Source organism: Streptomyces cathayae (genome assembly GCF_029760955.1).
Classification (GTDB): domain Bacteria; phylum Actinomycetota; class Actinomycetes; order Streptomycetales; family Streptomycetaceae; genus Streptomyces; species Streptomyces cathayae.
Map to the genome: position 1 here is coordinate 7,079,556 of NZ_CP121682.1, position 13,424 is coordinate 7,092,979.

The following is a 13,424-nucleotide window of genomic DNA, read 5'->3' on the forward strand; positions in this document are numbered from 1 at the left end:
ACACCGCTGCCCGCCCGCCGGCTGTAGGGCCGGACGGCCCTGCCGAGAGGGCCGGCCGACCCTCTCGGCGGAGAGCAGGAACGGCCGGATCCGCTCAGGGACCAACGGCACCTCCCGTCACGGGTTGAGGGCCACGAGAGGGGAGCCACACCTCACCGGGAGGCCCATGACGCTTCCCACCGTCACCATCGGTTCGGACGGCTCGTGCGAAAGCCTCACCGCTGCCGATCGGGCCGCCCGTGAGGCAGCCCTGCGGCAGTGTGAAGAAAGGTGGTGGACACCATGACCCAATGGCCCTTGGTCGTGGGCGTCGACGGATCGGGTCCCAGCCTCCTGGCGGTCGACTGGGCCGTGGACGAGGCGGCCCGGCACAAAATGCCGCTGCGGCTGGTGCACGCCTCCCTCTGGGAGGGCTCCGAAGGCACCTTTTCCCCGGTGGGCGAAAGGCCCTCGGCGCGTGTGTCGGCCGAGCACATCGTCGCCTCCGCCGCGGAACGTGCTCACCGGCGCAATCCGCAGATCAAGGTCTCCACCGCGATCCTCCCTGAGGAGGCGGCCCACGTCCTACTGCGCGAGGGCGACAGCGCCTCGCTCCTGGTGACCGGATCGCGGGGTCGCGGCGAGTTGAAGGGACTGCTCCTGGGCTCGGTCGGGCTCGCCGTGGCCGCGCGGGCGCACTGCCCGGTGGCCGTCGTGCGAGGCGACACGGCCGGTCTGGCCGGCGCCCACGAGCGGATTCTGCTCGGCGCGGGGGACCCCGGCACGAGCGGTGAGGCGGTGGATTTCGCCTTCCGCGAGGCGGAGGCCCGCGGGTGTGTCCTGGACGTCGTGCGCGCCTGGCGCTGCCCGGCGTACGAGACCACCGACCACCCGGCGTCGGCCGGGGGACCGGAGCGTCAGCACGAGGAGCAGGCTTCCCTCCTGCTCGACGAGCTGCTGCGCGACGCGATGGCCGCCCACCCGGGCGTCCGGGTGCGCCGCGCGACGGTCGAAGGCCCGGCCTCGAAGGTCCTCGTGCTCCGGTCGGCCGCCGCCGATCTGGTGATCGTCGGCGCGCGGCGCCACCAGGGCCGCTTCGGCCTCCAGCTCGGCCGGGCGAGCCACACGCTGCTGCACCACGCGCAGTGCCCGGGGGCGGTCGTGCCGCACGATCCGGGTGGCCGTCCCGTGGGCGGGCAGGAGACATGGGTCTGATGGCCCCTCGGGTGCACCCGGTAGCCCCTGTTCCGAACGTCGCTTCCCGCGTGACGCTGGTGGCGAGGGGGAAGGCCTTGTTCTGGAGGTGTATGTCATGCTGTCGCCCGTTGTCGTCGGCGTCGACGGTTCCGCCGAAAGCCTGGCAGCCGCCGAGTGGGCGGCCCACGAGGCCGTGCGCCGCGGGCGGGCCCTGCGGCTGCTGCACGCGCGCAGCTGGCACCCGGACCAGGAGCGGGCGGAGAGCGCGCAGGCGAGCGAGCGGCACCTGGCGCGGCGGGTCCTGCGGGAGGCGGAGGACCGCGTCCGCGCCGTGTGCCCCGAGGTGCCGTTGCACGCCGAGCAGGTCGCGGGACCGGCGACCGCCGCCCTGGTGGAGGCGGCGGACGGCGCCGACCTGCTGGTGCTGGGCTCGCGCGGGCTGGGGCGCGTCACCGGTCTGCTCCTGGGGTCGGTCGCGCTCGGCGTGGTGGCGAAGGCCACCCGGCCCGTCGTCCTGGTACGGGCCGGTACGGCCGGGGCAGAGCAGGCGGCCGGCACCGGGCGGCGGGACGTGGTCCTCGGCGTCGACGTCACGGAACCGTGCGACGAGGTGATCGCGTTCGCCTTCGAAGCGGCCCGCCTGCGGCACGCGCGGCTGAGGGTCCTGCACGCCTGGCGCGTGCCCGGCCCGCTCACCCTGGGCCCCGGCGAGGTGGGCCTGGTGGGCGGTCCGCAGCGGGCCGAGGAGTGGCTGGGCTTCCTGTCCGCCGTGCTCCAGGTGTGGCGCGAGAAGTACCCCGAGGTCGAGGTGGTGGAGACGACGGTGGAGGCCGAGCCGTCCGGAGCCCTTCTGAAGGCGGCGTCCGGAGCGGAACTGCTGGTCGTCGGCCACCGGCTCACCGACCGGCCGAAGGTCTCGCGCACCGGCCCGGTCACCCACGCCGTGATCCACGACGTCGGCTGCCCGGTGGTGATCGTGCCGCACGACTGACGGGGGCCGGCCCACGGGTCGACCGAGGGGGCATGCCCACGGTCAGGGAGCCAGGGAGAAGTAGTTCTCCTCCTCCTGCGTGAAGTGCAGCCGCAGCACGGTGTGCAGACCGTACAGGCAGGCGCGCAGGTCCTCGAGCTGCTCGGACTTCAGCGCGCCCTGTGCTTCGGCGAGTGCCACGTGGGTGGCCACCCGCCCGGAGAGCCGTTCGATCTCGGCGTGGGCGCGGCTCATGGTCGCCGTCGCCTCGGGGCCGCCGAGTGTGGGTCCGAGAGCCGGATAGAGCTGGTGCTCCTCGGCGTACTCGTGCGGCAGCAGCCGCTCGATGAGCAGCCGGTTCACCTCGCGTACCAATTCCAGGGCCTGCGCTTCCTGGCCGGGAGCCGAGAGCAGGGCCGCCGCGTCGCGCACGGCCTGCAACACGTCCTGCAGGTCCTCGTGCTCGGCCGCGAAACGGTGGATCAGGGCCTCGGCGGCGGGTTCCAGGGCGGGCCGGGCCCCTTGGTCCACGCGCAGGGCGCGCAGCGCGTTGAGGATGACCGCCACGTCGATTGCCTCCTGCAACAGGGCACCCACCGTCGGCGGCAGCAGTCCCATGGCGGCCGCGCCCATGGCAGCCAGGGACAGCAGCATGCCGCCGAGGGCGCTCTGCACGGCGATGCGGCGCGCCCGTACCGCGATCGACGTGGCGTCGGCCAGCCGGTCCACGCGGTCGGTGGTGAGGACGATGTCCGCGGCCTCGGAGGAGGCGGTGGAACCCCGTGCCCCCATCGCCACGCCGACGTCCGCGGCGGCGAGCGCGGGCGCGTCGTTCACCCCGTCGCCGACCATGACGGTGACGGCACGCCGGCGTTCCGCGCGGACCTCGGCCACCTTGTCCGCCGGGGTCAGTTCGGCCCGTACGCCGTCGAGTCCGAGGACGGCGGCGAGCTCGCGGGCGGGCTCGGGCCGGTCGCCGGTGAGCATCACGATCCGCTCCATGCCCGCCGTACGCAGCCGTCGCAGGGTCCGCGGCGCGTCGTGGCGCAGTGGATCACGCAGCAGGACGGCCCCCACCGGGAGGCCGTCGACGGTGAGCCAGGCGACGGCGGCCCCGTCCAACAGCGCCCGGTTCTCCGCCGCCCGCGCCCAGTCCGGGACCGGCGTACCGGGCTCCAGGCGGCCGACGGTCACCCTGCGGCCCTCGACCACGCCGTGCGCGCCCCGGCCGGCCTCCTCCGACACGTCCGTCGCCACCGACGGCTCCAGCTCGCGCTCACGGGCCGCGTCGACGATGGCGTGGGCCAGGACGTGTGGTGAGTACTGGTCGACGGTGGCCGCCAGCCGCAACACCTCGGCGGGTTTCCAGCCGGGGCCCGCGGTCACATCGAGAACGCGCGGGCGACCGCCGGTCAGGGTGCCGGTCTTGTCGAGCAGCAGCGTTCGGGCCCGTCCCAGGCGTTCCAGGGCGCCACCGTCCCGGACCACCACACCCAGCCGGGACGCCCGGGACAGTCCGGAGACGATCGCCACCGGGGCGGCGAGCAGCAGCGGGCAGGGAGTGGCGACCACCAGCACCGCGACGGCCCGCACTGCGGAGCCGCTGAACAGCCAGGCCAGCCCTGCGACCGCCACCGAGAGAGGCAGGAACCACGCCGCGTAACGGTCGGCCAGGCGGACGACCGGGGCCGCCTCCGCACCCGCCTGCCGGGCCAGCCGCACGATCCCGGCGTAGGTACTGTCCTGCTCGGTCGCCGTGGCCCGCAACTCGAAGGCCCCGCCCGCGTTGACGACTCCGCTGCGCACGGTTTGCCCGGACCTCCGCTCCACCGGCGCCGACTCGCCCGTGAGCACCGACTCGTCGAGGACGGCCGCCGGGCCCACCACCTGCCCGTCGACCGGAACGACCTCGCCCGCGCCGACGACGAGCAGGTCCCCCACGGCGACTTCGGCGAGGGGGACCGGGCGGACCTCGGTGCCGGTGCGTCGGCGGGCGGTGCGGGGCGCGTGCGCGAGCAGCGCACGCAGGTCACGGGAGGCACGCCGCTGGGCGGTGGCCTCCAGTGCGCGGCCGGTGGCCAGCATCAGACCGATCAGCGCACCGGCGAGGTACTCGCCGACGGCCAGGGTGCCGCCGAGTGCCAGGACCGCGATGAGGTCCACACCGGCGTGACCGCGCCGCAGCGAGGTCAGAACCCAGCCGACCGCGGGGACGACGGCGGAAGCCGTGCCCAGAGCCCAGCACAGATCGGCGGCGTCGGTGTCGCCCAGCAGCCAGAGAACGCCCCCCGCCGTCAGCGCCGAGGCCGTGACGGCCAGGAGAGCGGGTTCGAGCCAGGATGCCGCCGTCTGCGCCGAGGCAGGTCCGGGCACCGGCTTCTCCCTGCCGGCCCGGTGGGAACGGCCGGCGCGGTTGACGTGACCCATGGCAGTCCTCACCGTCGGCGGGCTCGCGGCGTGGAGCAGCCGGCAACGACGCCACCTGCCCGGTCGGCCGCGTGCGTACTCTCCTCTCCTCGCGTCCAGGATCCGACGATTCATCGGGCGGATCCAGGGCCGCATGGCCCCATGCTCCTCGCCTGGCCTCCGGCCCGCCACGCCCAGGGTCCGTCACGGTGCTCCTCGTCGGAAAGCCAGGGGCAGCGTGCAGTCGGCCGGATCGGGCGATGGCGGGTACGCGTGGGTGCGGTGGGCGACCCGGGTGAGGAGAGCACTCCCCCCGCCCGGCTCCCGTACCTGCCTGGTCAGGGCCTGGGCGGCGGCAGGCCGGCCGCCGCGGGTGCCGCAGGTACCACCGCCGTCGTGCATCGTGAACGCCGTGGGGCAGCGCTCCGCTCGATCTCCGTCCTCGATCCGGAGGTCTCCTGGAGGGCGCGCCCCCGACCAGCACCACGAGCGCACCCCCACCCCAGCCGAAGGAGACCCGTGACGAACGCGGCGCCCGGCCGCAGCCGTGCCCGAACGGCAGTGAGCAGGTCGCGGCATGCTCCGATCTGAGGGCTGACGGGTGAAGGCTCTTGGCTGAACGCGTGAGGGCGTGGGATCCGACCGGACGACCCGCTGTGCGTACGGCGACGCACCGCCGTCCGTCATGCCGCCGGATGCGCACTTCTGGCGCTGTGGCGACGGCTCCCGCAGCGTGGAGAGCAGGGGCGGACCGGCGCGGTGGGCACGTACGCTGAAGGAGAGGTGGGACGCATGGACAAAGATGCCTCCGAACGCCGGGTGGTGGTCGGTGTCGACGGGTCGCAGTCCTCGTACGAGGCTCTGCGCTGGGCCGTGCGCTACGCCGGTCTCGTCGGCGGCACCGTGGACGCGATCGCGGTGTGGGAGCTGCCGGGCCTGTACGGCTGGTCGGCGCCCGCCGTGGACATGGACGTCGACGAGGACGAGACCCGGCAGAAGATGAGCCGGGAGCTGACCGACGTGCTCGGCGCGGACACGGCCGACTCGGTCCGGACCCGTGTGGTGCACGGCAATCCCGCCGACGTTCTGCTGCGGGCCGCCGAAGGAGCCGAGGTCCTGGTCGTCGGCAGCCGGGGCAGGGGCGGATTCGCGCGCGCACTGCTCGGCTCCGTCAGCCAGCACGTGTCCCAGCACGCGAGCTGCCCGGTGGTGATCGTGCGCTCCGAGAAGCAGTGACCCCGAAGCAGTGACCTGCGGCCCGGTACGGTGCAGGGCCCCAGGTCACCGGAACGCCGCGTGGACCTCCTGCTCGCTCGCTTCGCGGGACACGGTCAGCAACTCGTCGCCGGGGAGTCGCCGGGGAGCAACCGCACCTCGGGGCCGGGGACCGTGGGCCGGCCGCCGCGGTCACCGCGGAGGAACCGGTGATCACCCCGGCCGTGACCGTCACCGCCGACGTCCCCCTCGCCGGGGCCGCCCGCGTCATGACCCGGCAGCGGGTCGAGCCGTTGCCGGTGGTCGACGACGAAGCCATGGTGAAGGGCGTCGTCAGCCGTACCGGTCTGCTGGAGGTGTTCCTCCGCGACGACGAGGAGATCTCCAGGGAGATCAGCGCCGAGGTGGTCGCCGACCGGTTCCCGGTGCCGATGGAGCCGGTCCGTGTGGAGGTGTACGACGAAGTGGTCATCCTCTCCGGCCACGTTCCCGCCGCCCCCTCGTGCCGCTCGCTGTGCGTCTGCTCCGTGCCGTGGAAGGAGGCGTGCACGTGCCTGCGCGCTGTCGGCGCCGCACCGTCGCCCGGCTCTCGACCCGGATCTCCCGGACGACGGAGAACTCCGACGGCCACCACAGGCCCCAGCGGGTGATGACCACCTGACCGGGCCCAGCAGGGCCCGGTGCGGGGCCGATCGGCCCACGACCTGCACCACGGGTGCGCGGCCGGTGCGCTGCAGCCCGACGAGACACTTCACACCGGTTCACCTGCTGTCGCTCACATCGGCCTCCTCCAACGCTGCCCGCCCGGCCTCCAACCGTGCCACCGGAACCCGGAACGGCGAGCAGGAGACGTAGTCCAGGCCGGCGGCGTGGAAGAAGTGAACCGATTCGGGGTCGCCGCCGTGTTCGCCGCACACACCGATCTTCAGCTCCGGCCGGGTGGTGCGGCCCTCGGCGACCGCGATCCCGACGAGCCGGCCCACGCCGTCCTGGTCGATCGTCTCGAACGGGGAGGTGGGGAAGACACCCTTGTCGAGATAGGCGGAGAAGAACTCCGCCTCGACGTCGTCGCGGGAGAACCCCCACGTGGTCTGGGTCAGGTCATTGGTGCCGAAGGAGAAGAACTCCGCCTCCTCGGCGATCCGGCCCGCCGTCAGCGCCGCCCTGGGCAGCTCGATCATGGTCCCGACGGGGCAGGTGACGGGGACGCCGGACGCCTCGGAGACCTCGGCGAGCACCCGCTGCACCTCCTCGCGCACGATCCGCAGTTCCCGCACGTCCCCGACGAGCGGGACCATGATCTCCGCCTGGGGAGCGCCGTCGGCCCGGGTGCGTTCGGCGACGGCCTCGCCGATGGCCCGTACCTGCATGGCGACCAGGCCGGGAACCACCAGACCGAGGCGCACACCCCGCAGCCCGAGCATCGGGTTCTCCTCGTGCATCCGGTTCACCGCGGCCAGCAGTTCGACGTCGCGCGCGACCGGCAGGTCGCCGCGCGCCTCGGCCGCGGCGATCCGCACCGCGAGTTCTGTCCGGTCGGGCAGGAACTCGTGCAGCGGCGGGTCCAGCAGGCGAATGGTGACCGGAAGGCCGTCCATCGCCTCGAGGATGCCGACGAAGTCCTGACGCTGGAGCGGCAGCAACGCCGCCAGAGCCCCGTGGCGTTCGGTGTCCGAGCGCGCCAGGATCATCTCCTCGACAAGCTTGCGGCGCTCGCCGAGGAACATGTGCTCGGTGCGGCACAGCCCGATGCCCTGAGCACCGAACCGGCGGGCTCGCACGGCGTCCTCAGGGGTGTCGGCGTTGGCCCGCACCTCCAGCCGCCGGACGGTGTCGGCCCGGGCCAGGGCTCGCGCCACCGCGTCGACCACCCCGGCTGATCCCTCGCCGGTGTCGCCGGTGTCGCCGGTCTCCAGGAACCGCATGACCGCCGAGTCGACGAGGGGCACCGACCCCGGATACACGGCACCGGCGGAGCCGTCCACGGAGATGACCGTGCCCTCTTCGACGACGGTGCCGTCAGGGGCGGTGAAGCGCTGGGCCTCCGTGTCCACCTCGAGATCCTCGGCGCCGCACACGCAGACTTTGCCCATGCCGCGGGCGACCACGGCCGCATGGCTGGTCTTGCCGCCGCGGCTGGTGAGTACGGCCTGGGCGGCGATCATGCCGGGCAGGTCGTCGGGGGTCGTCTCCCGGCGGACCAGGATCACCTTCTCGCTGGCCGCGGCACGTCGTACGGCCTCCGCCGAGTGGAAGACGGCCGCTCCGACCGCGGCACCCGGAGACGCCGGGAGGCCGCGGGCGAGCGGATCTCCGTTCCCCGAGGTGTCGAAGCGTGGGAACATGAGCCGGGTCAGTCCCTCGCCGCTCACCCGGGCAAGGCTCTCGTCCGGGGTGATGAGTCCCTCGTCGGCGAGGGCGGCGGTAAGGGCGAAGGCCGCCTCGGCGGTGCGCTTGCCGACCCGGGTCTGGAGCATCCACAGCGTGCCGCGCTCGATGGTGAACTCGATGTCGCACAGATCGCGGTAGTGCCGCTCCAGCGTCCGCATGTGGGCGCACAGCCGGGCGTACGACGTGGGGTCCAGCCGCTCCAGCTCGCTCAGGGGCACGGTGTTGCGGATGCCGGCGACGACATCCTCACCCTGGGCGTTGGGCAGGTAGTCGCCGTACGGTCCGGGGTGCCCGGTGGCCGGGTCACGGGTGAAGGCGACGCCGCTGCCGGAGTCGGAGCCGAGGTTGCCGAAGACCATGCGCTGCACGCTGACGGCGGTGCCCAGATCGTCGGGGATGTGCTCGCGCCGGCGGTACAGGCGTGCCCGCTCCCCGTTCCAGGACTCGAAGACGGCCAGGATCGCCCGGTGCAGTTGCTCGGCGGGAGACTGCGGGAAGCTCTCACCGGTTTCCCGACGGATCACGGTCTTGTACGTCTCCACCAGCTCGGCGAGGTCACCGGCATCCAGGTGCATGTCGTCCGGGGCGCCACGCAGGTCCTTGAGCTCGGCCATGGCCTGCTCGAACAGGGCGGCGTCGACACCCATGACCGTGCTGCCGAACATCTGGACGAGGCGGCGGTAGGAGTCCCAGGCGAAGCGTTCGCTGCCGGAGACCTTGGCCAGGCCCAGGACGGAGTCGTCGTTCAGCCCGATGTCGAGGATCGTCTCCATCATGCCGGGCATGGAGAAGCGGGCCCCTGAGCGGACGGACAGCAGCAGCGGGTCGTCCCGCTGTCCCAGCCGTCGGCCTGCGGCCTTCTCGACGGCCTTCAAGTGGTCGGAGACCTCCCGCGACATGCCCATGGGCTCGCCCCCGGTGGTGAGGAAGGCCCGGCAGGCCTCGGTGGTGATGACGAAACCCGGCGGGACCGGCAGCCCGAGCCGTGTCATCTCGGCCAGGTTCGAGCCCTTGCCGCCGAGCAGGCCGACCATCTCACGACCGCCCTCGGTGAAGTCGTACACGTAACGGACCATGACACCGTCCTCCTCCGTCAGGGGCCTGATGTGTCCAGCGTCCGACCGCGGGGCCCCTGGTGGGAGGTGCCGGCAGGCCCGGGCAAGGGGGGCCGTTGGGCCCCGACATCGCCCGCTGACGGTGCTCCCTGACGAAAAGGAGGGGGCGGGCGAAGATCCGTGCAAGGGCTGTGCGGCCTCTGGGCATCCACCTCGGTGGGGAAGAGGTTCGAGGGCGTCAGGAGCACCGGAAGCGATCCGGGGCCGAGAGGGATGCACGATGCCTCGCAACCTGGGGAGGGGGAGTCGCCGGATCCTCCGGGAATCCGGCGGCCGCACACCGGGCGGCCCGGGAGGCTTTGCGCCGTGCACCGGGCACGACTGGGCCGAGCAGACCGTCCGGGGGTCGTCCACAGCGGCTGCGCAACCCGTCCCGGGCCACGGATCGCCGCCCCCCTCGGGTACGACCAGCCGGTCGCCGCCGCAGAGGACAGTACTCAGGAGAGGGCCGTCGCTCCCGGCGAGGAACGGGTCGCCTCGGGGCTCGCATCGTGCGGATCGTCGCGGCCACCATCTCGCCGGAGTCCTTCGGGATCACCGCGAAGACATCGCGCAGGAAGTCAGGAAGTCAGGAAGTGAACGCGACACCGCCGGTGGGCGGCGCCGAGCACGACCTCGCGGACGGCCTGATTCCCCGGGTGCCGGGTCCGGAGGTCGCGGCGGGCCGTGGGCAGTGCGACGGTATGGGCAGGGAGTCTCGTGAGCGGCAGGACGGGAAGGCGGTGGTGACCATGGAACTCTCGCTGGTGGTGGGGGTCGACGGTTCGGATCCCAGCCTGGAGGCGGTGGACTGGGCGGTGGAGGAGGCGGCGCGGCACAAGCTTCCTCTGCGGTTGGTCCATGCCTCGCTGTGGGAGCGGTACGAAGGAGGCGTCCCGTCCTTCGGACGGGAGCGTCCCGCCGAAGCCGTCCTTGCCCAGCACATCGTCGCCTCCGGAGCGGAACGGGCCCGGCAGCGCCGCCCGGAGGTCAAGGTGTCGAGCGATGTGCTCCCCGACGACCCCGTGTCGGCGCTGCTGGCGGCCGGACAGGAGGCGTGGTCCCTGGTCACGGGCTCCCGCGGGCGCGGTGAGTTGGCCGGGCTGACGCTGGGGTCGGTCGGTCTCGCGGTGGCCGCTCGCGCGATGTGCCCGGTCATCGTGGTCCGTGGCGGGGAACGGAACCGGCAGGGAGCCTTCGGACGGGTGGTGGTCGGGGTGGGCGACCTGCCCCACGGTCCGGGTGCGGTGCGGTTCGCCTTCCGTGAGGCCGAGGTGCGCGGCTCGGCCCTGGAGGCCGTGCGGGCCTGGCGCAGTCCGGCTCCTGAGCACGCGGACCCCCACCGCGCGGACGACGGCAGGCCCGCGCCCGAGGAACGGGCGTCGGCCGGCCTCGCCGAGGCGTTGAGTGAAGTGGCACGGGAACACCCGGACGTCGACGTACGCCGCACACCGGTCGAAGGTCCCGCCCACAAGGTCCTCCTGGAGGCATCGGCCGATGCCGACCTGATCGTCGTCGGAGCCCTGCGGCGGCACGGCCACTTCGGTCTCCAGCTCGGCAGGGTCGCCCACACCTTGCTGCACCACGCCGAGTGCCCGGTCGTCGTCGTTCCGCAACGGGGCTGAGCCCGAGGGGCGTCGTACTCCTGCACGGTCCGGCAAGGAGAGATGCGAGGGCGGCCGATGTCGGAGTGGACGTGGGAGTACGAGGGGTACGACCCCGCCGCCGAGCGGTTGCGGGAATCGCTCTGCACGCTCGGCAACGGCTACTTCGCCACCCGTGGCGCGGTGCCCGAGTGCAGGGCGGGCCTGGTGCACTGCCCGGGGACCTACGCGGCCGGGTGTTACAACTGCCTCGAGTCGACCGTGGCGGGGCGCCAGGTCGCCAACGAGGACATGGTCAACCTCCCGAACTGGCTGCCGCTGCGTTTTCGTCTGCGTTCCCGGGGAGGGACATGGGGGCCGTGGCTCACCCCGGACTCCACAGCCCTGCTCGACCACCGGCAGGTCCTGGATCTGCGCAGGGCCGTGCTCATCCGTACCTCGCGCTACCGGGACGACGCCGCGAGAGCGCTCCGGGTGGAACAGATCCGCCTGGTGCACATGGGGGACCCGCATCTGGCGGCGCTGCGGACGGTACTCACCGCCGAGGACTGGACGGGAGACGTCGAGGTCGAGTCCGCCCTCGACGGCGATGTGATCAACGCCAACGTCCACCGTTACCGGTCTCTCAACCGGCACCACCTGGCCCGCGTACGGACCGGCGTGCGGGAGCCCGGGACGGTGTGGCTGCGCTGCCGGACCAGCACCTCGGACATCGGGATCGCCATGGCCGCCCGGAGTGCCGTCGTGGGGCTGCCCGCGTCCTCCTCACAGCTGCGTCCCGACCGGCACCGCGCGGTCCACCGCCTGGTGATCCCGATCGGTCCGGGCCGGCCCGTCGAGGTCGAGAAGACCGTGGCGCTGCACACCTCACGCGACACGGCGATCGCCGACCCGCTCGAGGCTGCCGTCGACCGGGTGACCGAGGCATCGGACTTCGCCGCCCTGCTGCACTCCCACGTCGCCGCCTGGAAGCGGCTGTGGCGGCGCGCGGAGGTCCGGGTGCCCGGCGAGGCGGGCCGCATCCTGCGCCTGCACCTGTTCCACGTGCTGCAGACGCTGTCACCGCACACCGCGGACCTGGACGTGGGAGTGCCGGCCCGGGGACTGCACGGCGAGGCCTACCGCGGGCACGTCTTCTGGGACGAACTGTTCGTGCTGCCGTATCTGAACCTGCACTTCCCGGAGGTCTCCCGGGCACTGCTGACCTACCGCCACCGGCGCCTGCCGCAGGCGTGCCGGGCGGCGGCCGCGGCCGGCCGGACGGGGGCGATGTACCCGTGGCAGAGCGGCAGCGACGGCCGTGAGGAGACCCAGGAGCTGCATCTGAACCCCCGCTCGGGCCGCTGGCTGCCGGATCACTCCCGGCTCCAGCACCATGTGGGCTCGGCGATCGCGTACAACGTGTGGCAGTACTGCGAGGCCAGCGGCGACACGGAGTTCCTGCACACCAAGGGCGCGGAGATGCTGCTGCAGATCGCCCGCTTCTGGGCGGACACGGCGGTCCACGACCCGGAGTCGAACCGTTATCGCATTCGTGGGGTGGTCGGCCCCGACGAGTACCACGACGGTTACCCGGGCTCCTCCCGGCCCGGCCTGGACGACAACACCTACACCAATGTCACCGCCGCCTGGGTCATCACCCGCGCCCTGGACCTCGTACGGCGGCTTCCCGCGTGGCGCAGGGAGGAGCTGTTCGAGCACGTGTGCCTGGACCGTGACCAGCTCCCCAGGTGGGAGGAGGTGTCCCGGCGGTTGCGGGTGCCCTACCACCAGGGCGTGATCAGCCAGTTCGAGGGCTACGGCGACCTCGCCGAGCTGGACTGGGACGGCTACCGCGCCCGGTACGACAGCATCCGCAGACTGGACCGGATCCTCGAGGCCGAGGGAGACTCGGCCAACCGCTACAAGGCCTCCAAACAGGCCGACGTCCTCATGCTCGGCTATCTCTTCTCGCCCACGGAACTGCAGCGGTTGTTCCGGCGGCTGGGGTACGCGATGGACGACGCGATCTGGCGCGGGACCGTCGACTACTACCTCCGGCGCACCAGCCACGGCTCCACCCTCAGCGAACTCGTCCACGGCTGGGTCCTCGCCCGGGCCAGACGGGCGGAGGCGTGGCAGTACTTCCATGAGGCCCTCGAGTCGGACGTCGCCGACGTCCAGGGCGGCACGACCGGCGAAGGCGTCCACCTCGGCGCCATGGCGGGGACCCTCGACCTCGTCCAGCGCTGCCTGACCGGACTGGAGACCCGCGAGGACGCCCTGTGGCTCGACCCGGTGCCGCTTCCGGCGCTGTCCGAGTACGGGTTCTCCCTGCGCTACCGCGGTCACTGGGGCATCAGCCTGCGGCGCCACAGCGGGCAGCTGGAACTCGGCGTACCGGACTCGGAGGAATCGCCGGTCCGCGTGGTGCTCGCCGACCGAGCCGTCACCATCGCTCCCGGAGAGACCTGCACGCTCCAGCTGCCGCCGAGCTGATCGGTGCCGCCGACGGGAGAAGCCCGAGGTGCCCTCACGAGCCGCCGGAGCCCACGCCGCCGGCCGGGCGGCAGGGGCGCGGCGTACTCG

Annotated in this window: 8 protein-coding genes and 1 pseudogene; 6 read left to right on the forward strand and 3 right to left on the reverse strand. The window is 73.0% G+C overall.

The features are described 5' to 3' along the window. Window positions 1-282: 282 nt before the first annotated feature. Together PYS65_RS32480 and PYS65_RS32485 are read left to right on the forward strand one after the other, a co-directional pair. Window positions 283-1,194 (forward strand): universal stress protein, encoded by a 912-nt coding sequence (locus PYS65_RS32480; protein WP_279337525.1) that lies wholly within the window; start codon window positions 283-285, stop codon window positions 1,192-1,194. Between the two features lie 97 nt (window positions 1,195-1,291). Further along, the gene (locus PYS65_RS32485) at window positions 1,292-2,167 is read left to right on the forward strand and encodes a universal stress protein (RefSeq protein ID WP_279337526.1); all 876 of its coding nucleotides are present in this window, start codon (window positions 1,292-1,294) and stop codon (window positions 2,165-2,167) included. A 42-nt stretch (window positions 2,168-2,209) separates the two neighbouring features. Here the strand turns inward: PYS65_RS32485 and PYS65_RS32490 are convergent, their stop codons facing one another. After that, window positions 2,210-4,573 carry a heavy metal translocating P-type ATPase gene (locus tag PYS65_RS32490; protein ID WP_423836140.1) on the reverse strand — a complete coding sequence of 788 codons (2,364 nt, stop codon included), beginning with the start codon at window positions 4,571-4,573 and terminating at the stop codon, window positions 2,210-2,212. A gap of 771 nt (window positions 4,574-5,344) precedes the next feature. Between PYS65_RS32490 and PYS65_RS32495 the strand changes: the two genes are divergently transcribed. Both PYS65_RS32495 and PYS65_RS32500 read left to right on the forward strand, forming a co-directional pair. After that, window positions 5,345-5,788 carry a universal stress protein gene (locus PYS65_RS32495; RefSeq protein ID WP_279337528.1) on the forward strand — a complete coding sequence of 148 codons (444 nt, stop codon included), beginning with the start codon at window positions 5,345-5,347 and terminating at the stop codon, window positions 5,786-5,788. 188 nt (window positions 5,789-5,976) lie between these two features. Continuing rightward, window positions 5,977-6,417 (forward strand): CBS domain-containing protein, encoded by a 441-nt coding sequence (locus tag PYS65_RS32500; RefSeq protein WP_279337529.1) that lies wholly within the window; start codon window positions 5,977-5,979, stop codon window positions 6,415-6,417. 111 nt (window positions 6,418-6,528) lie between these two features. On the opposite strand, the gene ppdK is transcribed toward PYS65_RS32500, so the two are convergent. Both ppdK and PYS65_RS35315 read right to left on the reverse strand, forming a co-directional pair. Then, window positions 6,529-9,234 (reverse strand): pyruvate, phosphate dikinase, encoded by a 2,706-nt coding sequence (ppdK, locus tag PYS65_RS32505; RefSeq protein WP_279337530.1) that lies wholly within the window; start codon window positions 9,232-9,234, stop codon window positions 6,529-6,531. 493 nt (window positions 9,235-9,727) lie between these two features. Beyond that, a pseudogene (locus PYS65_RS35315) lies at window positions 9,728-9,899 on the reverse strand (IS256 family transposase); the annotation flags it as partial. 105 nt (window positions 9,900-10,004) lie between these two features. On the opposite strand from PYS65_RS35315, the gene PYS65_RS32510 reads away from it, so the two are divergent. Both PYS65_RS32510 and PYS65_RS32515 read left to right on the forward strand, forming a co-directional pair. Then, on the forward strand, window positions 10,005-10,877 hold the full coding sequence (locus tag PYS65_RS32510) for a universal stress protein (RefSeq protein ID WP_279338150.1): 873 nt from the start codon (window positions 10,005-10,007) through the stop codon (window positions 10,875-10,877). A gap of 57 nt (window positions 10,878-10,934) precedes the next feature. Then, window positions 10,935-13,334 carry a glycoside hydrolase family 65 protein gene (locus PYS65_RS32515; RefSeq protein WP_279337532.1) on the forward strand — a complete coding sequence of 800 codons (2,400 nt, stop codon included), beginning with the start codon at window positions 10,935-10,937 and terminating at the stop codon, window positions 13,332-13,334. Window positions 13,335-13,424 lie beyond the last annotated feature (90 nt).

Excerpts from the sequence above, each read along its gene's own strand:
- PYS65_RS32480 (WP_279337525.1), top strand. The coding sequence starts at position 283 with ATGACCCAATGGCCCTTGGTCGTGGGCGTCGACGGATCGGGTCCCAGC.
- PYS65_RS32485 (WP_279337526.1), top strand. The coding sequence starts at position 1,292 with ATGCTGTCGCCCGTTGTCGTCGGCGTCGACGGTTCCGCCGAAAGCCTG.
- PYS65_RS32490 (WP_423836140.1), bottom strand. The coding sequence starts at position 4,573 with ATGGGTCACGTCAACCGCGCCGGCCGTTCCCACCGGGCCGGCAGGGAG.
- PYS65_RS32495 (WP_279337528.1), top strand. The coding sequence starts at position 5,345 with ATGGACAAAGATGCCTCCGAACGCCGGGTGGTGGTCGGTGTCGACGGG.
- ppdK (WP_279337530.1), bottom strand. The coding sequence starts at position 9,234 with ATGGTCCGTTACGTGTACGACTTCACCGAGGGCGGTCGTGAGATGGTC.
- PYS65_RS32510 (WP_279338150.1), top strand. The coding sequence starts at position 10,005 with ATGGAACTCTCGCTGGTGGTGGGGGTCGACGGTTCGGATCCCAGCCTG.
- PYS65_RS32515 (WP_279337532.1), top strand. The coding sequence starts at position 10,935 with ATGTCGGAGTGGACGTGGGAGTACGAGGGGTACGACCCCGCCGCCGAG.